Raw genomic sequence first — 22,228 nt, 5'->3', positions numbered from 1 at the left:
ACCTTCGTCAGCGGCGACGAGAGGAACGATGATGATCCGAACACCTGCACGGTCGAGGCGACGGGTGCGGGCCGGTCTGGCCGGCGCGGCAGTCCTGACCCTCCTGCTCACCGCCTGCTCCGGCGGCGGGGACGACCCGGACTCCTCCGAGGGGACCACCGGCGTCAGCGAGGCCCAGACCCTGATCGCGTACACCGGCCAGGCCGGTGACTACCAGATCAACTTCAACCCGTACTCCCCGTCGAACATCGGCGGGCGCGGCACGATCTACGAGCCGCTGTTCTTCTTCAACAAGGCGCAGGTCTCCGACCCCGTGCCGCTGCTCGGCACCGAGTACTCCTGGAACGACGACGGCACGGTCCTGTCGGTCACCCTGCGCGAGGGCGTGAGCTGGTCCGACGGCGAGGCCTTCACCGCCGAGGACGTCGCGTTCACGCTCGACCTGCTCAAGGACACCCCGTCGATCAACAACATCGGCTTCGACGGCACCACGGCGGTCGTGGACGACACCCACCTGACGATCACCTTCGACTCGCCGGCCTTCGTCAAGGCGCCGGACATCCTCGGCCAGTACATCGTCCCGCAGCACCTGTGGGCGGACATCAACCCCACCGAGGACGTGATCGAGCAGCCGATCGGCACCGGCGCGTACCTGCTGGACAACTTCAAGCCGCAGGCCTTCACGCTGGTCGCCAACGAGGACTACTGGGGCGGCGCGCCCGACCTCAAGGCGATCCGCTGGCTCTCGCTGTCCGGCAACCAGGCCGGTGCCGACGCGCTGGCCGCCGGTGACATCGACTGGCAGACCGGCCCGGTGCCGAACATCCAGGACGTCGCGGCGAACTACCCCGGCTACGACTCGCTCACCGCCAACCAGAGCCAGATGGTGCTCGCCACCTGCTCCAGCGTCGAGCAGGGCTGCACCGGCCCGCAGACCGACCCGGCCGTGCGGCACGCGCTCTACCTGGCGATGAACCGCGACCAGCTGAACAACCTGGCGTTCCAGGGCACGGCATCCGAGATCTCGCCGACCTTCGCGCTGGTGCCCAGCCAGGAGCAGTGGATCTCCGACACGATCACCGACCCGGTGGCCGAGGGCAGCGCCGACGCCGACGCGGCCGCCGCCGTGCTGGAGGACGCCGGCTACGCCAAGGGCTCCGACGGCATCTACGCCAAGGACGGCCAGCGGGTCAGCCTGAACGTCGAGGTGGTCACCGGCTGGACCGACTACATCACCGCGATCGACGCGATCTCCGCGCAGGCCAAGGAGGCCGGCATCGAGATCGTCTCCACCCAGTCCTCGTGGAACGAGTGGACCGACAAGAAGCAGAAGGGCAACTTCCAGCTCGCGATCGACTCGCTCTGGCAGGGCCCCGCGCCGGACCCGTACTACGTCTACCAGTACTTCTTCACCACGGCGACGCCGGTGGGCGAGGCCTCGGGCAACGCCTTCGCCCGGTTCTCCGACCCGGCGGTGGACGCGGCGATCGAGACCCTGCAGACGCTCGACTTCGACGACCCGGCGCGTGCCGAGCAGTTCACGATCATCCAGGACGCGATCGTGCAGGACATGCCGTACGTCCCGGTGATGACCGGCGGCACCACCTCCGAGTGGAACGTCCAGAAGTTCACCGGCTGGCCCACGCAGGACGACATGTACGCCTTCCCGGCGGTGTGGTCGGCGCTGGACGCCGCGGAGATCTTCAAGCACCTCACCCCGACGGGGGAGTAACCACGATGTCGTCGTCCCCGAGCACGAACGCACCGCAGGAGGGAGCCCCGTGAGGTACGTGCTGCGGAAGCTGGGGTTCTACGCGGTGGCCCTGTGGGCCGCCCTGACCCTGAACTTCCTGATCCCCCGGATGCTCCCCGGCAACCCGGTCGACATCCTGCTCGCCAAGCTCCAGCAGCGCGGCGGCACGGTGACCCCGGAGACCCGTGAGGCCTACGCGCTCCTGCTCGGGGGCGACGACTCGATCCCGATCCTCCAGCAGTACTGGATGTACCTGCGCAACCTGGTCCAGGGCGACCTCGGGGTGTCGGTGTCCTACTACCCGGCGAAGGTCACCGACGTGATCGCGACCTCGATGCCGTGGACGATCGCCCTGGTCGGCATCGCCACGATCATCGCGGCGGTGATCGGCGTCAGCCTGGGCATGCTCGCCGGCTGGCGCCCCGGCACCTGGCTCGACTCGCTGGTGCCCGGCACGACCCTGCTGGCCGCGGTGCCGTACTTCTGGCTCGCGCTGATCCTGGTCTACCTGCTGTCCCGCACCTGGGGGTGGTTGCCGGGGCAGGGCGGCTACGACGTGGTGCTCGACCCCGGGTGGAACGCCGAGTTCATCGGCTCGGCGATCTACCACGGCATCCTGCCGGCGCTGACGATCGTGATCGCGTCCCTGGGCGGCTGGCTGCTCGGGATGCGCAACATGATGGTCTCCACGCTGTCCGAGGACTACATCCTCACCGCCCGGGCCAAGGGCCTGACCGACCGCCGGGTGCAGCGGCACTACGCGGCGCGCAACGCGGTGCTGCCGTCGATCGCCGGCTTCGCGATCTCGCTGGGTTTCGTGGTCTCCGGATCGGTGATCACCGAGCAGATCTTCTCCTACCCGGGGATCGGCTCCCGGCTGCTGAACGCCGTGACCAACAACGACTACGCGCTGATGCAGGGCGTGTTCCTGTTCATCACGCTGGCGGTGCTCGGCGCGAACCTGCTGGTGGACCTGCTCTACGGACTCATCGACCCCCGCACGCGGGCCAAGGGCTAGGAGACGCGCGTGACCAACCTGACGCCGGCCACCGAGCCGGACATCACCGAGGCGATCGAGGCCACCGCCGCGATCGACGCCGAGACGGGCAGCGGCGACGAGGGCCGCGCCCGCACCTCCTCCTGGCGGCTGATGCTGCCGACCATGACCCCCTGGCTCGCCGTGGGCATCCTGCTCGTGGTGGGGATCGCGCTGTTCGGGATCATCGGCCCGTACCTGGTGAGCGACCCGTCCACCATCCGCGACATCGGCCTGACCGGGCCGTCCTCGGAGCACGTGCTCGGCACCACGCAGACCGGGCAGGACGTGCTCGCGCAGCTCGCCTGGGCCACCCGCGGGTCCCTGCAGATCGGCCTGCTGGTCGGGGTGCTCGCCACGATCTTCTCCGTCGTGATCGGCATCTACGGCGCCTACCTGGGCGGCATCGCGGACGAGGGGTTCTCGCTGCTGTCCAACGTGTTCCTGGTGATCCCCAGCATGCCGCTGGTGATCGTGATCGCCGCCTTCGTGCCCCGCGAGGCGCGTGGCTGGTGGACGATCGCGATCGTGCTCGCCATCACCTCGTGGGCCGGCTCGGCGCGGGTGCTGCGCGCGCAGACCCTCTCGGTGCGCAGCCGCGACTACGTGGCCGCCTCCCGGGTGAGCGGCGAGCGGGCGTGGCGGGTGATCGCGGTGGAGATCCTGCCGAACCTGCTGCCGGTGATCGCCTCGCAGTTCGTGTTCGCGGTGATCGCGGGCATCCTGTCCGAGGCCGGCCTGTCGTTCATCGGGCTCGGCTCCTCGTCCTCCGCGACCCTCGGCACGATGCTGTTCTACGCGCAGAATGGCTTCGCGCTGTCGCTGGGCGCGTGGTGGTGGTTCGTGCCACCGGGTCTGATGATCGCCCTGTTCGGCATGGGGCTCTCGCTGATCAACTTCTCGATCGACGAGGTGATCAACCCCAAGCTGAAGAACGTGCGGGTGCACCGCAAGCAGGTGCGCCGGATCGCGAAGCTCGAGCGGGAGGCCGCCCGTGCCGAGCGCCGCTCCGGGGCTGCGGGGGTGCGGGCATGAGCGCCGCCGACGAGCGCCGGGTCGTGCTCACCGTGCGGGACCTCGACGTGGTCTACGAGGTCACCCCGCCGGTGCACGCCGTGAAGAGCGCCACCCTCGACCTGCACGCCGGGGAGATCCTCGGCCTGGCCGGCGAGTCCGGGTGCGGCAAGACGACCCTGGCCTACGCGGTCAACCGGCTGCACCAGCCGCCGGCCCGGATCGCCGCCGGCGAGGTCACCTTCCACGACCGGGACGGCACCGACGTCGACGTGCTCGGCTTGTCCGACGAGGCGCTGCGCCGGTTCCGCTGGGACAAGCTGTCCATGGTGTTCCAGGGCGCGATGAACGCGCTCAACCCCGTGCTCAGCATCCGCACCCAGCTCGCCGACACCCAGCGCGCGCACCGCCCCGGGCTGTCCAGGAAGCAGGTCGAGGCGCGCTCGGTGGAGGTGCTGGAACGCGTCGGCGTGGACCCGCGTCGGCTCGCGTCCTACCCGCACGAGCTGTCCGGCGGGATGCGGCAGCGGGTGATGATCGCGATGGCGATGCTGCTCGAGCCGCAGATCATGATCATGGACGAGCCGACCACCGCCCTGGACGTGGTGGTGCAGCGCGACATCCTGCGCGAGATCGTCCGGCTGCGCGACGAGCTCGACTTCGCGGTCGTCTTCATCACCCACGACCTGCCGCTGCTGCTGGAGATCAGCGACCGGATCGCGGTGATGCTGCGCGGCGAGATCGTCGAGCTGGACACCGCCGACCGGCTCTACCGCGAGGCCACCCACCCCTACACCCGTCGGCTGCTCGGCTCCTTCCCGAGCCTGTCCGGCGAGCGCGGGGACTTCATCCGCACCGGCGTGCTCGACGACGAGGGAGCCACCGCATGACCAGCGTCGAGGTCCTGAACCTCACCAAGGACTACCCGATCCGCGAGGGCCTCAAGCGGTCCACGCTACGCGCGGTGGACGGGGTGTCCTTCGACCTCGTGCCGCGCAAGACCGTCGCGCTGGTGGGGGAGTCCGGATCGGGCAAGTCCACGATCGCCAAGCTGCTCACCAAGCTCGAGAAGCCGACCTCCGGCGAGATCAACGTGCTGCTCGACGACCGGACGCCGGTGATGGGCTCGGTCTACCGGCGGCACGTGCAGATGGTGTTCCAGGACCCGTTCGCGTCCCTCAACCCGTTCCACACCATCGAGCACCACGTCGCCCGGCCCCTGCTGCTGCACCACCGCACGAAGGGGTCGAAGCAGACGCAGGAGCGCGTCGCGCAGATGCTCGAGCGGGTCAACCTCACCCCGGCCAGCGCCTTCGCCCAGCGCCGTCCGCACGAGCTGTCCGGCGGGCAGCGGCAGCGCGTCGCCATCGCCCGGGCGCTCGCCCCCGGCGCGCAGGTGCTGATCGCCGACGAGCCGGTGTCCATGCTCGACGTGTCGATCCGGCTCGGCGTGCTCAACCTGCTCGGCCGGCTGCAGCGCGAGGACAACCTCGCCGTGCTCTACATCACGCACGACCTGGCCACCGCCCGGCACTTCTCCGACGAGATCCTGGTGCTGTACCGCGGGCGGGTGGTGGAGCGCGGGCCCTCCGACGCGGTGATCCTCGACCCGCACCACGACTACACCCGGCTGCTCGCGCAGGCGGCGCCCGACCCGGAGCGGCTGGGCAAGGTGGTCGCCACCGAGCTCGGCTTCGACCGCAGCGCGATCGACAACTCGCGGTGCTACGACCACGGGCTCGGCGAGTGGGTGGAGCACCCGGGGGCCGCGGCCGACCGGGTGCGGTCGGGTGCAGGACGGTCGGGACGGCGGGCGGCGTGACGGCTGGGGCTTCCGGGGCTGCGGGGTCGGCACGGGACTGCGGGCTGGAGGACGGACGGGACGACCGCGGGGCGGTCGAGGTCGTCTGGGCCTCGGGGGACCTGCTGCTGCGGTGCGTGGCCGAGCCGGACGGGCCGGTGCGGCTGGTGGGTCTGCTGCCCGGGGGCTCGGGTGCGAGCGGGCCGGTGGGGGACCAGCCGCTGGTGGAGATCTCCGCGATCGGCCACGGGCGGTTCCCCGGCGGGTTCCGGCACGTCGACACCGTGCTCGGGGCGGCGCTGCGGTACGTCGGGCACGTCGTCGACCCCGGCGGGCTGCGGATCGTGCAGGCCGAGGCGATCACCGGGCTCACCGTCACCAGCGTCCTCCGGACGACCGGCCCGTCCTCGGTGCAGGCGTGGACCGAGGTGCGCCACGACGGCGACGCCCCGGTGCTGCTCGACCTGGTGTCCTCCCTCGCGATCGGCTCGATCCTCGGTGACGCCGGGACGACGGTGGACGACCTGGACCTGGTCGCCGGCGCGAGCGACTGGGTGGCCGAGAGCCGGTGGAGCACCCGCCCGCTGCGCGAGGTCGGGCTGGCCCGGATCGACCGCGACCTCCAGCACCACCCGCCGCGCAGCCGGTACACGCTCACCGACCGGGGCTCCTGGTCCACCGGCGAGGCCCTGCCCACCGGCGTGATCACCGCGCGCAGCACCCCCTACGCGCTGGCCTGGCAGGTCGAGCACGACGGTCCCTGGCTGCATGAGATCGGCGAGACCCGCACCGCGGCGTACCTGCTGCTCACCGGCCCCACCGACGCCGAGCACCAGTGGACGCTGCGCCTCGCACCGGGGGAGACCTTCACCAGCGTGCCGGTGGGCGTCGCCGCCGTGCGCGGCGGGGCGGAGGACGCCTTCGCGGCGCTGACCGCGCACCGGCGCGGCATCCGGCGTGCTCGTGCTGCGGACGCGGCGATGCCGCTGGTGTTCAACGACTACATGAACACCCTGATGGGCGACCCCACCACGGAGGTGCTGCTGCCGCTGGTCGACGCCGCCGCCGCGGTCGGGGCCGACGTGTTCTGCATCGACGCCGGCTGGTACGCCGACGGCCACTGGTGGGACTCCGTCGGCGCGTGGCAGCCCTCCGCCCGGCGCTTCCCCGGCGGGCTGACCGAGGTCACCGACCGGATCCGCGCGCACGGCATGACCCCCGGCCTCTGGCTGGAGCCCGAGGTGGTCGGCGTGCGCTCTCCGCTCGCCGTGAGCCTGCCCGACGAGGCCTTCTTCACCCGCGGCGGCGTGCGCGTCGCCGAGCACGGCCGCCACCTGCTCGACCTGCGGCACCCCGCCGCCCGCGCGCACGTCGACGCCGTCGTCGACCGGATCGTCGACGAGCACGGCGCCGGGTTCATCAAGATGGACTGCAACACCATGCCCGGACCCGGCACCGACCTCGGCGGGCTCGCCCCCGGGCACGGCCTGCTGGAGCACGCCCGCGCGCTGCTCGACTGGATCGACGAGGTGCACGCGCGCCACCCCGACCTGCTGATCGAGGGCTGCGCCTCCGGGGCCATGCGGATGGACTACGCCCTGCTCTCCCGCCTGCACCTCCAGTCCACCTCCGACCAGCAGGACCCGGTGATGTACGCCCCGATCGCCGCCGCCGCACCCGCGTCGATCCTGCCCGAGCAGGCCGGCAACTGGGCCTACCCGCGCAGCGGCGACCCCGTCGAGACCTTCACGTTCGCGCTGGTCAACGGGATCCTCGGCCGGATGTACCTGTCCGGGCACCTCGACCGGATGACCGACGCCGAGCGCGCGCTGGTCCGCCAGGCCGTCGCCGCGCACCGCGAGGTGCTGGCGGTGCTCGACCGGACCGTGCCGTTCTGGCCGCTCGGGCTGCCGGGGTGGGAGGACGGCTGGGTGGCGCTGGGGCTGCGGGTGGCGGACGTGGCCGGGGCTGGGGCTGGGGGGTCGGGCGCGGACGGCGGGGCGGCTGGCTCGGACGCGGCCTACCTGAGCGTGTGGCGGCGGCCGGGTGTGTCGGGTGGTCGCGTGGTGCTGCCGGTGCCGCACCTCGCCGGGTCGCGGGTGCGGGTGGACGCGCACTTCCCGCAGCGGCTGGACGGCTGGGCGGTGGGGTGGGACCCGGAGGCAGGGGTGCTCACCCTGGACCTGGACCCCGCCCTGCCCGCAGCCACCGCCCGCACCCTCCGCCTCACGCGGGTGTGAGGCCGTACGATCCGGGCGTGCCCGAGGTCGACCTGCCGCAGCTCCGTGCGCTGCTCGCCGTGGTGGACGAGGGCTCCTTCGAGGGAGCCGCGATCGTCCTGCACCTCGGCCAGCCCGCCGTCAGCCAACGCATCCGCACGCTGGAGCACGCCGTCGGCCAGGTGCTGGTGCGCCGCACCCGCCCCACCGGCGTCACCGAGGCCGGGCAGGTCTACCTCCGGCTCGCCCGGCAGATGGTGGCGCTCGCCGACGAGGCCGCGGCGACCGTCGGCGGCGGAGCGGGCGGCTCCGGGGCGGCCCGGCCCGTCGTGCCCCTCGCGGTGAACAGCGACTCCCTCGGCACCTGGGTGCTGCCCGCCCTCGCCCCGCTCGCCGGCACGATCTGCTTCGACGTCCACCGCGAGGACCAGGACCACTCCGCCGACCTGCTGCGCGACGGCACCGTGGTCGCCGCCGTCACCACCGCCGACCGACCCGTGCAGGGCTGCACCGTGCACCGCCTCGGCGTGCTCCGCTACCGGCCCATGGCCGCCGTCGACCTCGCCCGCCGGCTGCTGCCCGAGGGGGCCACCACGTCGGCGCTCGCGGTCGCGCCCGTGGTGGTCTTCGACCGCAAGGACGACCTCCAGGACCGCTACCTGCGCGCTCGCGGCGTCGACCCCGCCGCCCCGCCCCGGCACCACGTGCCCGCCTCCGCCGACTTCGTCACCGCCGTCCGGCTCGGCCTCGGCTGGGGCATGCTCCCCGAGGCCGACGCCGAGGCGGGGGAGCGCGACGGGACCCTGGTGGACCTCGACCCCGGGCGGCACGAGGACGTCACCCTGTTCTGGCAGCAGTGGCGCCTGCGCACCGAGTCGCTGGAGCGCACCGGCGCGGCCGTGCGCGCGGCGGCGCGGGCCTACCTGCGCTGACCCTGCCGGACGCCGAGCGGGAGCACCGGCGACCGGGACCGATCGACGGGACGTACCCGCGCCGGCGCGGTCCCGGGCACCGGCCGATCACGGACGCACCCCGCGCGCGGGCGCCCGACCCGTGCCGATACTGGACCGATGACGATCGCCCGCGTGACCGGCCGCCTCGCGACCCGTGCCGAGGACGCCGTCACCCGCACGCTGGTCCGGCTGCTCACCCGGCGCGGCTACGGCCCCCGCGTGGTCGCGTACCCCAGCTACGCCGTCCGCGGGCGTGCCCGGGTGCGGGCCCGCGTGCTGCTCACCGCCCCCGGCGCGCCGACGCCCGGCAGCGTCGAGCGGCGCGGCTGGCGGAACCTGATGTCCGCCGAGCTGCCCAGCGCCACCGTCCGCGTGCACGCCGAGCCCGGCGGCCCCGAGATCGCCGTTGCCACCACCGATCGCGGCGGCTACGTCGACCAGGACGTCCGGGTCGACCTCGACCCCGGCTGGGCCACGCTCTGGCTCACCGTCGACGGCGACGACACCGAGGTCCCCGCGCCCGTGCAGGTGGTGGACCCCGCCGCCACGCACGGGATCGTCAGCGACATCGACGACACCGTGCTCGTCACGATGGTGCCGCGCCCGCACGTCGCCGCCTGGAACTTCCTGGTCCGCGCCGAGGCCCGCCGCCGTCCGGTCGCCGGCATGCCGGACCTGTACCGCAGCCTCACCGAAAAGCACCCGGACGCCCCGGTGTTCTACCTGTCCACCGGCGCGTGGAACACCGCCGGCGCCCTCGCACGCTTCCTCGACCGGGTCGGCCTGCCCCGCGGCGCCCTGCTGCTCACCGATCTCGGCCCCACCGGCACCGCGCTCATGCGCTCCGGCCGCGAGCACAAGGCCGGCACCCTGCGCCGCCTCGCCGACGAGCTGCCCGACCTGCGCTGGATCCTGGTCGGTGACGACGGCCAGCACGACCCGCAGGTCTACGCCACCTTCGCCCACGACCGACCCGGCCGCGTCGAGGCCATCGTCGTCCGGCGGCTGTCCGCGCCCCAGCAGGTCGCCGCCGGTGGTCTGCCCGCGCCGACCCCCGCCACCCGGCAGGCGGTCGCCGACATCGGGGACTCGCCGGTGGTGCTCGCGCACGCCGAGGACGGGGCCGCACTGGCGGAGCAGCTGCGCGCGGCGGGGGTGATCTGAGAACGCAGGTTCGTCGTCGCCGAAGGTCTGACAGGTGGAACACTCCTGGGACCGACCGGCCTGACCCTGCCCGGTCCCGAAGGCGCCGGAGGAGACCATGCCCGAGACGTGGGTGCAGGCCACGGTCGTCCTCGCCGTCGTGGTCCCCGGATTCGTCTACCAGGCCTCTCGTCGACACGTCGCAGGACCTGACCCGGAGCATGCCGACTTCTCGGCGCGGCTGCTGCACGCGATCGTCGGGACCGCGATCTTCGCGGGGCTCTACGCGTTGCTGTTCGGATCGCTGATCCGTGAGTACCTCGTCCAGCCCGCGAAAGCGCTGGAGAACCTCGACGACCTCGGGCTGTACTTCATCCTCTTCGGTCTCGGCATCCCGTGGCTCGTCGCCCGCACCTGGTACTACGTCGAGTCGTCCCGCTGGTACACGCGCGTCTCCGCGGGGTTGAGCGATCGACTGGGCCTGCGCAGACCCTGGGACCCGACCCCGAGCGCGTGGGACTTCGCATTCAGCCGAGGCGCGGCCGGCTGGGTCAGGGTGCGTTTCGCCGACGGCACCTGGATCGGAGGGTGGTTCGGGGCGGAGTCGTATGCAAGCTCGTTCCCGAACCCGCAGGAGCTCTTCGTCCAGGAGGGGTGGGTCATCGACGACGACGGGACCTTCACCGACGTGTGCCACGCGCCCGGAGGGATGGTGATCCGGTGCACCGCAGCGGTGTCCGTGGACTTCCTGCCTGCCGAGATCGATACTGAACCCCACCCGGACGAGGAGAGCTGATGACCAAGGACACGCGGTCCAAGCCCGAGCCCCGCGGCAAGTGGTTCGCCCCGTCGTCCGGCGGCTACTCCGGGCTCTCGCAGTCGGGACGGGTCGTCCCTCGCCCGCCCAAGCCGCCGACCGATCGGCCCGCAACGGCCGCCGGGGTCAGCAGGCAGAAGGGGACGAGCGCCTGAGCACGACCGCGAAGGTCTGACGAGCCCTCGACGAGCCGCTCGGTCTCAACGGGTGGCGACCCCGAGCCAGCGCAGCCCGCGCCGGGCGGCATGCCACCCCGCCATCCCGTGCACGCCCGGCCCCGGCGGCACCGAGGCGGAGCACAGCAGCACGCCGGGCACCCCGGTCCCGTAGGGGTCGACGCGCGCACCGCCCGCGCCGAGCAGCATCCGGCCCAGACCCACCGCGCCGCCTGCCACGTCGCCGCCGACCAGGTTCGCGTCGTGCTCGGCCATCCGGGCCGCCGGGATCCCGTGCGCGGCGACCACGGTGTCGCGGAACCCGGGGGCGAAGCGCTCGACCTGCCGCAGCACCGCCTCGGTCGGGTCCACCGGCGATCCGGCGGGCACGTGCGCGTACGCCCACACCGGCCGCATCCCGTCGACCTCCCGCCCCGGGTCGACCGAGGCCGGGTCGGAGAGCAGCACCACCGGGGCGTCGGCGTGCCGGCCGTGGGTCACCGCGTGCTCCGCGCGGGCCACCTGCACCCGGTCGCCGCCCAGGTGCACCGTGCCGGCCAGCCCGACCTCCGGGTGCGCCCACGGCACCGGGCCGGTCACCACCAGGTCCACCTTCGCGGCGGCGGCGCCGTAGCGGTGGCCGGAGTACGTGCGGGCCGTGCGGGTCGGCAGCGCGTCGCCGAGGATCCGGACCGCGGCGTGCGGCGAGGTGTCGAGCAGCAGCAGCCGGGACGGCGGCAGGTCCGCCCGCCCGCGCACCGGGTGGTCCGTCAGCACCCGGCCGCCGTGCGCGGCCAGGTCGGCCAGCAGCGCCGCCGTGATCGCCCCCGACCCGCCGCGCACCACCGGCCAGCCCGCGCCGACGTGGGCGCGCGCGTGACCGTCTGCGTGACCGCTCGCATGGCCCAGCGCGGCGAGCAGCAGGGCGGTGCCCGCCGCCGACAGCGACGGCAGCGGTGTGGTGGCGTGCGCGGCGACCCCGGTGAGCAGCGCCGCCGCCTCCGGGGTGCGCCACGGATCGGGCAGCCGCGTGCCGTGCCGCATCAGGGCGGCGCCGAACTGCGCGGCTGTCGGCAGGTCGCCGGGTGCGGGCAGGTTCCGGTGATCGCCGAGCGCCAGCGCCACCACCGCGTCCCAGCGGAGCGCCAGCGGGGCGAGCAGCCGCCGCCACGCCGGACCGTCCACGCCGAGGCCCGCCGCCGTGCGGTCGAGGTCCCGGAACGCGACCGCCGCCCGCCCGCCGTCCAGCGGCTGCGCGTAGGACGCCACCGGCGTCAGCAGGTCGAGCCGGTCGGTGATCCCGGTCGCGCGGAAGAACGGCGAGGCCCACGCCATCGGGTGCACCGCCGAGCACAGGTCGTGCACGATCCCCGGCGCGAGGCCCAGGTCGAGGGTGCGCGCGCCGCCGCCCGCCGTCGGCTGCTCCTCCAGGACCAGCACCTCCAGCCCCGCGCGGGCCAGCGTCACCGCCGCCGCCAGCCCGTTCGGCCCCGAGCCGACCACCACGGCGTCCACCTCGGTACGGGCGCGCGCGGGGTGCGGCGGGACGGCGGTCATCCCGCGACGGTAGCCCCGGGCGGTTCGCGCGTCCTGCTCGGCCCGGCGCGCCTTGATCGCCTCGCTTGCCGAGAGGGGAGAACCTGTCGCTGGATGTCCGGTCTGGGCGACGGGATCTCCCCACTCGACGGCGGGTCAGTGGGCCGTCGGCGCCCAGCCGGTCGCGGTGGACGCGACGACCTCGTCCCAGGGGGTGCCGGTGATCCCGAAGGTCGCGGTGGTCGCGGCGGCGTCGATCCGGAACGGCCGGTCGAACTGCCACAGCACCTCGCCGAGCTCACGGATCAGCGGGACCACCGGCGACAGCGCGGTCAGCGCCGCCCGGGGGACGCGCCGGACCCGCACCGGACCGTCCGGTGCCGACGGGGCCGCCGCGACCAGGTCGGCGAGCACCTGCCGCACGGTCCGCGGATCGGCGCCCGGCACGTGCCACGCCCGGCCCCAGGCCCGCTCGTCGTCGGCCACCGCGGCCAGCACCGTCGCGACGTCCGGCACGTGGCTGAACGAGTGCGGCACGTCCGGGTCGCCGAACGACCACACCGTGCGACCGGCCAGCGCGGCGTCCGCGTACCGGCACAGCAGCCCGCCCGCGGCGGTCACCGTCGGGCCGATGTAGTCCGCCGCGCGCACCTCGGTCGCCCGCAGCCGACCCGCCTCGTGCGCCGCCAGCGCGTCCGCCCACATCCGTGCCCGCAGCCGACCCTTGTGCCCCGTCGCCGCGAGCGGCAGATCGGTGCTGATCGGCACGTCCACCGAGCCGTAGCCGTACAGGTTGCTCAGTGTCACCAGCGTCGCGCCCGTGCGCTCCGCCGCCGTCAGCAGCGCCGAGGCCAGCGGCGGCCACTCCCGCTCCCAGCGCATGTACGTGCCGGGGTTCGCGCAGTTGAACAGCGCGGTCGCGCCCTCGGCGAGGGCCGTCAGCGCGGCGGCGTCCGTGGCGTCCGCGGCCACCCGATCGATCAGCGGGTGCGTGGGGCCGCCGCCGGATCGCGTCACCAGAGTGATCCGATCGCCCCGCGTTGCGAGCAGGGTGGCCAGGGCCGAGCCGATCGGTCCTGCGCCGACGATCGTGCGCTGCGGGTCTGCGGTGCTCATGGGTCCTCCCGGACGCCGGGTGGTGAGGGGTGGGTGCGGTCAGGCGAGCGCGAGGCCGGGCACGACCTCCGCGCCCGGCATCCGGGCGAGCAGCGCGCCGGTCAGCGCGAGCTTCGAGCGGCGCAGGCCCGATCCGACGATCACCACGTCGCCCGCCGCCGGGTCCGGGTCCGGCGTGACGACGCCCGCGTCCACCAGCACCCGGTAGCCCGTGGGCAGGCCGAGCGGGGTGATCCCGCCGTACTCCATCCCGGACTCCTCGACCGCACGGTCCATCGGCAGGAACGACGCCTTGCGCACGTCGAGCAGCCGCTTCACCGCGTTGTTCACGTCGGCCCGGGTGGTCGCGCGGACCACCGCCGCCGCCACCCGCTCGGCGCCGTCCCGCTTGCCCGCCACCAGCACGCAGTTGCCGGACACCGCGAGCGGCAGCGCGTAGGCCTCGGTCATCGCGGCGGTGTCCGCGAGGTCCGGGTCGATCGCGGTCACCCAGGTGCCGTCGGCCACCTCCGGGTCGGCCTCGGCCCACGCGGCGAGCGCGGCGGCCGTCGGTGCGGCCAGCAGGTCGGGGTGGTCGAGGGCGCGCAGCCAGGTCAGGGATCCGAGCGTCAGCGGCATGCTCGCAGGCTACCCACGCGTCCCGCCGCACGTCAGGGGTGTTCCGCGAGGTGACCGCGATCGTGCGACGGGGCGGGTGGGGTCGTGCGCGGCGGGGCTGCCGTGGCGCGGGCGGTGGATCGATCGCCGGGCGTTCTGCCGGGACGTGCCCGGCGATCGATGATCAGGGCGCGGCGAACGCTGCCCGTGGTCAGCGCCGGGCGATCACCGGGCGAAGGTCGGAGCGATCGTGGCGCGGGCGAGCGTGCGGAACAGCGCCGTGAACGCCACCGCCGTCGGCGTCGCGTCCGGGGTGACGCCCAGGTGCTCGACGTCCAACGCGTGCACCGCGAAGACGTACCGGTGCGGGTGGTCGCCGGGCGGCGGCGCGGCGCCGGCGTAGCCCACCGAGCCGCCGTCGTTGCGGACCTGGAACGCACCGGCGGGCAGCAGCGCCCCGTCCGCCGACCCGGCCCCCTGCGGCAGCGAGGTCACGTCGGCCGGCACGTCCACCAGCGTCCAGTGCCAGAAGCCTGCCGGGGTCGGGGCGTCCGGGTCGAAGCAGCTCACCACGAAGGAGCGGGTGCCCTCGGGGTGGCCCGACCAGGTGAGCGCGGGGGAGACGTCGCCGCCCTCCGCCGTGTGCAGCGCGGGGAGCGGCTCGCCGTGCGCGACGTCGCTGCTCACGACGTCGAAGGACGGCACCACGGGCAGCAGGGAGTAGGGCTCGGGGGCGATGGGACGGGTCAGCGGGACAGCCATGGTCCTCCTCCTGGTGGGCGCGTGCGCCGGTGGATCGGGTCCCCGCCATCATGCCCCTCACCGCCGACAGGACGCAGTCGGTGCCGGGGTCGGCTGGGGACGACGAGCACCGTCCCGGGCGTCGTCCCCAGGGCGGGTGATGCCGGATTGACACCCCTCCGCGTGTCAGCGTCTACTGGCATGATCGAACACGTGTTCGAGAGGGTGTGTGACGGCGGCGATCTGCCGGGACCGGGAGACGGGAGGTGAGGGCGATGGCGGGTGCTGCTGCCGCGACGACGGCTGCGACGGCGAAGGAGGACCGCATCGCCCAGGCGCGGGCGGTGCTGGCCCGCGCCGAGCTGCGGACCGGTGCGCGCAGCCTGCCCACCGATCGCGCGGCGACCGACCGCCGTCCGACGCCCTCCGCCGCTCCCGCGCGCCCGACGGACGATCCCGCGCTGCCCGCAGGTGTCCGGACCCGCGCCGCCCAGCCATCCGCCGATCAGCATCCCGCTGCCCAGCCTTCCGTCGACCGGGGCCGTGCCGTCCCGGGTCGCGTCGTGCCGTCGCGTCCCGAGGCGTCCCGTGCCGCCGCTGCCCCTCGACCCGCGTCGGCGGGGGCTGCCGACGGCGACCTCGGGCGCGCTCCGGCGGGTCACCCGTCGATCCCGGTGGCGACGCCCGCCCCGACGACCTCGCACGGAGCGACGGAGCAGCCGCGCCCGCCCGCGTCGTCCGTCCCGTCGTCACCGCCCGTGACCTCGCCGCCGCCCGTGACCCTGCTGCCGTCGTCGTCCGCGGTGCCCGGGGGAACCGCGGTGCCTGCGGTGCTGCCCACCGCCGCCGTGTCGCCCGGTGCCGTCACGTCCCTGGCGCCCCTCGGCGGAGGCGCCCGTCCCGCCGGTGAGGGGGTCTCGCGCGGCTCCGTGCTGCTCACCGACCGTCCGCCGCTGGCCGTGCCGCCCGCGCTGGCCCCGCTGCTGCCGGACGGGCTGCGCCGGGGCAGCACCACCGCCGTGCTCGGCTCGACCTCCCTGGTGCTCGCGATGATCGCCGCCGCCTGCACCGCGCGCGAGGCGTGGGCCGCCGTCGTCGGGCAGCCCAGCCTCGGCCTGCTCGCCGCCGCGCAGACCGGGGTCGCGCTCCAGCGGCTCGCCGTCGTGCCGCGCCCCGGCGTGGAGGCGCCCACGGTGGTCGCCGCCCTGCTCGACGGGATCGACGTCGTGGTCGTCGGACCGGGGGCCGTCCTGACCGACGCCGACCGCCGCCGGCTCATGGCGCGCGCCCGCGACCGCGGGTCCGTGCTGATCGCCACCTCGCCGTGGCCCGGTGCGGGCTGCGTGCTGACGGTCGAGGGGCGCCGCTGGTCCGGCGTCGGCGAGGGCGACGGTCGGCTGCGCGCCCACGAGCTGCACCTGATCCGCACCGGCCGGGGGAGCGCGGGCCGGGCGCAGGACCTCAGCATCGTGCTGCCGCTCGACGGCACCACCGACCCCTACGGGCTGCCGGTCGCCCCCGCCGCCCCGGCGGCCGCCCCCGCGCTCGCACCCACCGGGACGGACCACGCCCCCGTGCTGAGGCTCGTCGGATGAGCGCGCCACGCACCACGGCGGCGCGTGGGGCGACGACCCGCGCCGCGACGACACCCCGGCAGGCACCTGGCAGGCGGGCGATCAGTGCTGCCCCAGGCGCCCCGGCGCCCAGCATCTCGACCTCCGGGCCTGGCGCGTCGGCCTCCGGGCCCGGCACCTCGACCTCCGCGCCCGGCGCCCCGACCTCCGCCCCGCGAACCCCGTCCGCCACCTCGGCCCCGTCCCGGCCCCCGTCCGGCGCGCGCACCACCGTCGTCTGGGCCCCGGACTGGCCGGTCGTCGCCGCCCTGCGCGCCACCGAGACCCCAGCCCACCTGCCCGCGGCCGTGCTCGACGGCGCGACCCTCGCCGCCGTCTCCGCCCCCGCGCGCTCCCAGGGCGTGCGGCGCGGCATGCGGCGTCGGCAGGCGCAGGGCGTCTGCCCGGAGATCGTCCTGCTGCCGGCCGACGACGACCGTGACGCCCGGCTGTTCGAACCGGTCGCCACCGCGGTCGAGACCGTCGTCGCCGGGATCGAGGTCGCCCGCCCGGGGCTCCTGCTGCTGCCCGCCCAGGGCGCGGCGCGGTACCACGGCACCGAGGACCTGCTCGCCGAGCGGATCGTCTCCGCGGTCGCCGGGCAGACCGGCCACGAGTGCCAGGTCGGCACCGCCGACGGCCTGCTCGCGGCGGTGCTCGCCGCCCGCACCGACCAGGTGGTGCCCGTCGGTGGCTCCGCTGCCTTCCTCGCGCCACGGGACATCGGCGACCTCGCACCCGCCGCCGTGCAGGACGACGCCGTGCGGGAGGTCGCGGACCTGATCGACCTGCTGCGGCGGCTCGGCCTGCGCACCCTCGGCGACCTCGCCGTGCTGACCCCGGGGGACGTGCACGCCCGGTTCGGCGCCCGCGGCACCTGGGCGTGGACGCTGGCGCGCGGCGAGGACCTGCGCCCGCCCGCCCGGCGTCGCCCGGAGACCGACCTGGAGGTGTCGACCGCCCTGGACCCGCCCGCGCACCGGGTGGACGTCGCCACCTTCGCCGGGCGCCGACTCGCGGAGGAGCTGCACGACCTGCTGATCGCCCGGTCGGTCACCTGCGGCCGGCTGCGGATCGCGGCACGCACCGACGAGGGCGAGGATCTCACCCGCACCTGGCGCACCGACCTGGGCGGGCTCGGCGGGCTGTCGGCCGCCCGGATCACCGACCGCATCCGCTGGCAGCTGGAGGGCTGGCTCACCACCGGCACGCCCGCCGGGCGTCCGGCACCCGCCGCCGAGGGGGACGACCTCGGCGAACCGGTCGGCCTGGTGTCGCTGTCGATCACCGCCGAGGACGTCGCCCCTGCCGGGTCCGAGCAGGGTCGGCTGTGGGGCGGGCCGTCCGGCGGGGACCTGCGCGCGCACCGTGCGCTGGACCGGGTGCAGGGGCTGCTGGGCGGCGACGGCGTGCTGACCGCCGCCGTGCAGGGCGGGCGGGACGTCCGTGACCAGGTGCACCTGCAACCCTGGGGCGCGCAGGCCGTCGCGCCGCGACCTGCCGACCGGCCCTGGCCCGGGCGCCTGCCCGCGCCCGCCCCCGCGACCGTCCCCGAGCGCCCGGCCCCGGTCGAGGTGCTGGACGCCGAGGGGCGCCCGGTCATGTTCGACGACCGGCTGACCATGAGCGGCGACCCCGCCCGGGTCCGCACCGCCGGGTCCGCGCGGCAGCGCCCCACCGAGCACGTCGTCGCCGGCTGGGCGGGTCCGTGGCCGCTGGCCGAGCGCTGGTGGTCGCCGGAGGGCCCGCGCGTGTCCGTGCACGTCCAGGTCACCCTGGCCGACGGCCGCGCCCTGCTGCTCGCGTGCCGCCCCGGCGGCTGGACCTGCGAGGCCGTCTATGACTGACGGCCCGCGCTACGCCGAGCTGCACGCGCACTCCGCGTTCAGCTTCCTCGACGGCGCCAGCCAGCCCGAGGAGCTCGCCGCCGAGGCGCACCGGCTCGGCCTGACCGCCCTGGGGCTCACCGACCACGACGGTCTGTACGGGGTGGTCCGGTTCGCCGAGGCCGCGCGCGCGGTGAACCTGCCGACCGTCTTCGGTGCCGAGCTGCACCTGCCCGTGCCCGGGGTCGCCGGTCCCGACGTGCTCGACCCGCCCACCGGTGTCCCCGACCCGCGCGCCGTCCACCTGCCGGTCCTGGCGCGCGGCCCCGACGGCTACCGCGCGCTGTCCCGGGCCATCGCCGAGGCCCACCTCGCCACCGGGCAGAAGGGTGCGGCCGCCTACCGGCTGGAGGATCTCGCCGAGCGCGCCGACGGGCGCTGGCTCGTGCTGACCGGCTGCCGCAAGGGGGCCGTGCGCAGCGCCCTCACCGGTCACGGGCCCGGGGTGGCCGCCGGAGGGATCGAGCGCGCCCGCGCGGAGCTCGACCGGCTCGCCGCGCTGTTCGGCCCGGACAACGTCGCCGTCGAGATCACCGAGGCCGGCGGGCCCTTCGACTCCGAGATCGCCGACGCCCTCGCGCACCTCGCCGCGGAGACCGGGCTGCCGCTGGTCGCCACCGGCAACGTGCACTACGCCACCCCGCGGGACGCCGACCTCGCCGCCGCCCTGGCCGCCGTGCGCGCCCGCTCGTCCATGGAGGACCTGGACGGTTGGCTGCCCGGCGCCCCCACCGGGCACCTCGCGTCCGCCGCCGAGATGCTGCGGCGCCACCGCCGGCACCCGCAGGCCGTCGCCACCGCCGCCGCCCTCGGCGCGGAGTGCGCCTTCGACCTGCACCTCGTCGCGCCCCGGCTGCCGCCGTACCCGGTGCCGCCCGGCTACACCGAGGCCACCTGGCTGCGCCACCTGGTCATGCTCGGCGCCCGCGACCACTACGGCCCGCCCGAGACCGAGCGGGTCCCCGGCGCCTACGCGCAGCTCGAGCACGAGCTGCGGGTCATCGAGCAGCTCGGCTTCCCCGGGTACTTCCTGGTCGTCTACGACCTGGTCGACTTCTGCCGCCGCAACGGCATCCTCGCCCAGGGCCGGGGGTCCGCCGCCAACTCCGCGGTCTGCTACGCGCTCAGGGTCACCGCCGTCGACCCGGTCAAGCACCAGCTGCTGTTCGAGCGCTTCCTCGCGCCCGAGCGCGACGGGCCGCCCGACATCGACGTGGACATCGAGTCCGGGCGCCGCGAGGAGGTCATCCAGTACGTCTTCCGCAAGCACGGGCGCACCCACGCCGCCCAGGTCGCCAACGTCATCTCCTACCGGGCCCGGTCCGCCGTGCGCGACGCCGCCCGCGCGCTCGGCCACGACGTCGGGCAGCAGGACGCGTGGAGCAAGTCGATCGAGCGCTGGGGGAGCCTGCGCGGCCCGCAGCCCCGGCACCCGTGGTGGTCCGGCGAGGCCCGCGAGGAGTGGGCCGCCCCGCCGCCGCGACCCGAACGGGGCACCTCCTCGCCGTGGAGCCCGTCGCTGGGGCACCCGCGGTCCGCCCCCACCTCCCCGGCGGCGCAGGGCTCCTCCGCGGCGCAGGGCTCTTCGACGGCGCGGGGCTCCTCGACGGCACCGAGCGGGGGAGCAGCCACCGCCGACGAGCGCCGTGCCGTGCAGTTCGCCGCCCAGAAGCGCGACCCCGACGGCGTGGTCTGGGGCTGGAACCACGAGCCGGAGCCCCCGGCGCCGCGTCCCGCCCGGCCCGACCCCGAAGCGACCGACGCCCTGGCCGGCGAGCCCACCCCCGACCGGCACGACGTCGTCCCCGCGCACCGGCCGCCACCGGCGAGCGACCTGGACGAGATCCCGGACCAGGTGATCGACCTCGCCGACCGGTTCCTGCGGCTGCCGCGCCACCTCGGCATCCACTCCGGCGGCATGGTGATGTGCGACCGCCCGGTGATCGAGGTGTGCCCGGTGGAGTGGGCGCGGATGCCGGGTCGCACCGTTCTGCAGTGGGACAAGGACGACTGCGCGGACGCCGGGCTGGTGAAGTTCGACCTGCTCGGCCTCGGCATGCTCACCGCCCTGCGGCTCGCCTTCGACCAGGTGGAGCGGCACGGCGGTCCCCGGCTCGACCTGCACGGCCTGCCCGAGGACGACCCGCTGGTCTACGACCTGCTGTGCGCCGCCGACACCGTCGGGGTGTTCCAGGTGGAGTCCCGCGCGCAGATGGGCACGCTGCCCCGGCTCCAGCCCAGGACCTTCTACGGCATCGTGGTCGAGGTCGCGCTGATCCGCCCCGGGCCGATCCAGGGCGGGTCGGTGCACCCCTACATCGAGCGCTACCGCAAGCGCGAGAAGGTCACCTACCTGCACCCGAAGCTCGAGAAGTCGCTGAAGCGCACCCTCGGTGTGCCGCTGTTCCAGGAGCAGCTCATGCAGATGGCGATCGACGTCGCCGACTTCACCCCCGCCGAGGCCGACCAGCTGCGCCGCGCCATGGGGTCCAAGCGGTCGCTGGACAAGATGGAGGCGATGCGCGAGCGCCTGATGGCGGGCATGGCGCGCAACGGCCTGGACGCGAAGACCCGCGAGGAGGTGTTCGACAAGCTCAAGGCGTTCGCCGACTTCGGCTTCCCCGAGTCGCACGCGTACTCCTTCGCGTTCCTGGTCTACGCCAGCGCCTGGCTCAAGGTGCACCACCCGGCCGCCTTCTACGCCGGGCTGCTCGCCGCGCAGCCGATGGGCTTCTACTCGCCGCAGACGCTCGCCGCCGACGCCCGCCGGCACGGTCTGACCGTGCTGCGCCCCGACGTGCAGCACTCCGCCGTGCAGGCCGTCGTCGAGCGGGTCGGCCCGGAGCCCGACGGGGGAGAGCCGCTGCTGACCCCGCAGCAGTCCGGCACCGCCGACGTCCCGCGCCGCCCGGGGCGGGGCGAGGCGGCGGCGGGCGGGCCCGAGCAGGACCGCGCGCTGCCTGCCCCGCACGCGACCCCGGTCCGCTCCCTCGCCGTGCGGATGGGGCTCGCGACCGTCCGCACCCTGGGGACGAAGGTCGCCGAGCGGATCGTCGCCGAGCGGGACGCCCACGGCCCGTTCGCCGACCTGCGCGACCTCGTCCGGCGGGTCGACCTGTCCACCGCCCAGCTCGAGGCCCTGGCCACCGGCGGCGCCCTGGAGACGCTCGGCGTCACCCGTCGCGAGGCGCTGTGGGCCGCCGGCGCGCTCGCGCAGGAGGGGCCGGACACCCTGCCCGGGGTGAGCGTCGGCGTGCAGGCCCCGACCCTGCCCGGCATGAGCGCGGTCGAGCTCGACGTCGCGGACGTCTGGGCCACCGGCGTGTCCGTCGACTCCTACCCGACGCAGCACGTCCGGGACGGCCTGGACTCCGCCGGGGTGCTGCGCGTCGAGCAGGCGTTCCGGCACGAGGCCGACCGCCGGGTCGCGGTGGCCGGCGTCGTCACCCACCGGCAGCGGCCCGGCACCGCAGGCGGCGTCACCTTCCTGTCCCTGGAGGACGAGACCGGGCTGCTCAACGTCGTGTGCTCCTCGGGCCTGTGGCAGCGGTTCCGCAAGACCGCCCGCACCTCGCGCGCACTCGTCGTCCGGGGCCGGCTGGAGCGCGCCGACGGGGCGACCAACCTCGTCGCCGAGCACCTCGCACCGCTGTCGCTCCAGGTGCGGACCACCTCCCGGGACTTCCAATGACGCCCGCTCGCCGGCCGGCGCCCGTGGGCCCCGCACCTCCCGGGCGCCGACCCGCCCGCGCGATCAGCACCCGGCCCGCGACGGCCGGCCGGCCCGCGACGGGCAGCCGGGCGGGCGGCGGCCAGGGCCGAGGACGCGCGGCCCGGGTGACGCGGTG

At 75.1% G+C, this 22,228-nt stretch carries 17 protein-coding genes; 13 read left to right on the top strand and 4 right to left on the bottom strand.

The features are described from left to right. Nucleotides 1–31: 31 nt before the first annotated feature. From ACZ5HG_RS10735 to ACZ5HG_RS10690, 10 genes are all read left to right on the top strand, one after another. Entirely contained in the window at nucleotides 32–1,732 is a 1,701-nt protein-coding gene (locus ACZ5HG_RS10735) for an ABC transporter substrate-binding protein (RefSeq protein ID WP_464176004.1), read from the top strand. A 49-nt stretch (nucleotides 1,733–1,781) separates the two neighbouring features. Next, nucleotides 1,782–2,771, top strand: a complete 990-nt coding sequence (locus ACZ5HG_RS10730; protein ID WP_464176002.1) for an ABC transporter permease — start codon at nucleotides 1,782–1,784, stop codon at nucleotides 2,769–2,771. A gap of 9 nt (nucleotides 2,772–2,780) precedes the next feature. Beyond that, a complete protein-coding gene (locus ACZ5HG_RS10725; RefSeq protein ID WP_464176000.1) occupies nucleotides 2,781–3,824 on the top strand; it encodes an ABC transporter permease in 1,044 nt (347 codons plus the stop codon). Further along, nucleotides 3,821–4,693 (top strand): ABC transporter ATP-binding protein, encoded by an 873-nt coding sequence (locus ACZ5HG_RS10720; RefSeq protein ID WP_464175998.1) that lies wholly within the window; start codon nucleotides 3,821–3,823, stop codon nucleotides 4,691–4,693. Before ACZ5HG_RS10725 ends, ACZ5HG_RS10720 begins: the two co-directional genes overlap by 4 nt. Then, nucleotides 4,690–5,625 (top strand): ABC transporter ATP-binding protein, encoded by a 936-nt coding sequence (locus ACZ5HG_RS10715; RefSeq protein ID WP_464175996.1) that lies wholly within the window; start codon nucleotides 4,690–4,692, stop codon nucleotides 5,623–5,625. The genes ACZ5HG_RS10720 and ACZ5HG_RS10715 overlap by 4 nt, the downstream gene beginning before the upstream one ends. Then, nucleotides 5,622–7,844, top strand: coding sequence for a glycoside hydrolase family 36 protein (locus ACZ5HG_RS10710; RefSeq protein ID WP_464175994.1), 2,223 nt, complete (start codon nucleotides 5,622–5,624; stop codon nucleotides 7,842–7,844). The genes ACZ5HG_RS10715 and ACZ5HG_RS10710 overlap by 4 nt, the downstream gene beginning before the upstream one ends. 17 nt (nucleotides 7,845–7,861) lie before the next feature. Beyond that, nucleotides 7,862–8,755 carry a LysR family transcriptional regulator ArgP gene (locus ACZ5HG_RS10705; protein ID WP_464175991.1) on the top strand — a complete coding sequence of 298 codons (894 nt, stop codon included), beginning with the start codon at nucleotides 7,862–7,864 and terminating at the stop codon, nucleotides 8,753–8,755. Between the two features lie 138 nt (nucleotides 8,756–8,893). Further along, nucleotides 8,894–9,940: an App1 family protein gene (locus tag ACZ5HG_RS10700; protein ID WP_464175989.1), complete on the top strand. Its 1,047-nt coding sequence runs from the start codon at nucleotides 8,894–8,896 to the stop codon at nucleotides 9,938–9,940. Nucleotides 9,941–10,037: 97 nt separating this feature from the next. Further along, complete coding sequence (locus tag ACZ5HG_RS10695; RefSeq protein ID WP_464175987.1) at nucleotides 10,038–10,715, top strand: DUF6338 family protein; 678 nt, start codon at nucleotides 10,038–10,040, stop codon at nucleotides 10,713–10,715. Then, a complete protein-coding gene (locus tag ACZ5HG_RS10690) occupies nucleotides 10,715–10,891 on the top strand; it encodes a hypothetical protein (protein ID WP_464175985.1) in 177 nt (58 codons plus the stop codon). The genes ACZ5HG_RS10695 and ACZ5HG_RS10690 overlap by 1 nt, the downstream gene beginning before the upstream one ends. Before the next feature lie 45 nt (nucleotides 10,892–10,936). Here the strand turns inward: ACZ5HG_RS10690 and ACZ5HG_RS10685 are convergent, their stop codons facing one another. From ACZ5HG_RS10685 to ACZ5HG_RS10670, 4 genes are all read right to left on the bottom strand, one after another. Next, complete coding sequence (locus ACZ5HG_RS10685; RefSeq protein WP_464175983.1) at nucleotides 10,937–12,448, bottom strand: phytoene desaturase family protein; 1,512 nt, start codon at nucleotides 12,446–12,448, stop codon at nucleotides 10,937–10,939. 135 nt (nucleotides 12,449–12,583) lie between these two features. Next, a complete protein-coding gene (locus tag ACZ5HG_RS10680; RefSeq protein ID WP_464175981.1) occupies nucleotides 12,584–13,543 on the bottom strand; it encodes an NAD-dependent epimerase/dehydratase family protein in 960 nt (319 codons plus the stop codon). Between the two features lie 39 nt (nucleotides 13,544–13,582). Next, a complete protein-coding gene (locus ACZ5HG_RS10675) occupies nucleotides 13,583–14,161 on the bottom strand; it encodes a YbaK/EbsC family protein (protein ID WP_464175979.1) in 579 nt (192 codons plus the stop codon). Nucleotides 14,162–14,365: 204 nt separating this feature from the next. Continuing rightward, the gene (locus ACZ5HG_RS10670; RefSeq protein WP_464175977.1) at nucleotides 14,366–14,902 is read right to left on the bottom strand and encodes a YbhB/YbcL family Raf kinase inhibitor-like protein; all 537 of its coding nucleotides are present in this window, start codon (nucleotides 14,900–14,902) and stop codon (nucleotides 14,366–14,368) included. Nucleotides 14,903–15,711: 809 nt separating this feature from the next. On the opposite strand from ACZ5HG_RS10670, the gene ACZ5HG_RS10665 reads away from it, so the two are divergent. The 3 genes from ACZ5HG_RS10665 to ACZ5HG_RS10655 are packed head-to-tail and all read left to right on the top strand — an operon-like array spanning nucleotide 15,712 to nucleotide 22,071. Then, nucleotides 15,712–16,476 carry a hypothetical protein gene (locus tag ACZ5HG_RS10665; RefSeq protein WP_464175975.1) on the top strand — a complete coding sequence of 255 codons (765 nt, stop codon included), beginning with the start codon at nucleotides 15,712–15,714 and terminating at the stop codon, nucleotides 16,474–16,476. Further along, entirely contained in the window at nucleotides 16,473–18,341 is a 1,869-nt protein-coding gene (locus ACZ5HG_RS10660) for a DNA polymerase Y family protein (RefSeq protein WP_464175973.1), read from the top strand. The genes ACZ5HG_RS10665 and ACZ5HG_RS10660 overlap by 4 nt, the downstream gene beginning before the upstream one ends. Beyond that, entirely contained in the window at nucleotides 18,334–22,071 is a 3,738-nt protein-coding gene (locus ACZ5HG_RS10655) for a PHP domain-containing protein (protein ID WP_464175971.1), read from the top strand. The genes ACZ5HG_RS10660 and ACZ5HG_RS10655 overlap by 8 nt, the downstream gene beginning before the upstream one ends. Nucleotides 22,072–22,228: the final 157 nt, after the last annotated feature.

Source organism: Cellulomonas sp. GTC20042 (genome assembly GCF_055389595.1).
The sequence above is the reverse complement of the archived record's forward strand: the minus strand, read 5'-3'. Positions and strand labels throughout refer to the sequence as shown.

Bases quoted from the DNA above. Each gene is read 5' to 3' on its own strand.
- ACZ5HG_RS10735 (WP_464176004.1), top strand. From the start codon at position 32: ATGATCCGAACACCTGCACGGTCGAGGCGACGGGTGCGGGCCGGTCTG.
- ACZ5HG_RS10720 (WP_464175998.1), top strand. From the start codon at position 3,821: ATGAGCGCCGCCGACGAGCGCCGGGTCGTGCTCACCGTGCGGGACCTC.
- ACZ5HG_RS10715 (WP_464175996.1), top strand. From the start codon at position 4,690: ATGACCAGCGTCGAGGTCCTGAACCTCACCAAGGACTACCCGATCCGC.
- ACZ5HG_RS10700 (WP_464175989.1), top strand. From the start codon at position 8,894: ATGACGATCGCCCGCGTGACCGGCCGCCTCGCGACCCGTGCCGAGGAC.
- ACZ5HG_RS10695 (WP_464175987.1), top strand. From the start codon at position 10,038: ATGCCCGAGACGTGGGTGCAGGCCACGGTCGTCCTCGCCGTCGTGGTC.
- ACZ5HG_RS10690 (WP_464175985.1), top strand. From the start codon at position 10,715: ATGACCAAGGACACGCGGTCCAAGCCCGAGCCCCGCGGCAAGTGGTTC.
- ACZ5HG_RS10685 (WP_464175983.1), bottom strand. From the start codon at position 12,448: ATGACCGCCGTCCCGCCGCACCCCGCGCGCGCCCGTACCGAGGTGGAC.
- ACZ5HG_RS10680 (WP_464175981.1), bottom strand. From the start codon at position 13,543: ATGAGCACCGCAGACCCGCAGCGCACGATCGTCGGCGCAGGACCGATC.
- ACZ5HG_RS10675 (WP_464175979.1), bottom strand. From the start codon at position 14,161: ATGCCGCTGACGCTCGGATCCCTGACCTGGCTGCGCGCCCTCGACCAC.
- ACZ5HG_RS10670 (WP_464175977.1), bottom strand. From the start codon at position 14,902: ATGGCTGTCCCGCTGACCCGTCCCATCGCCCCCGAGCCCTACTCCCTG.
- ACZ5HG_RS10660 (WP_464175973.1), top strand. From the start codon at position 16,473: ATGAGCGCGCCACGCACCACGGCGGCGCGTGGGGCGACGACCCGCGCC.
- ACZ5HG_RS10655 (WP_464175971.1), top strand. From the start codon at position 18,334: ATGACTGACGGCCCGCGCTACGCCGAGCTGCACGCGCACTCCGCGTTC.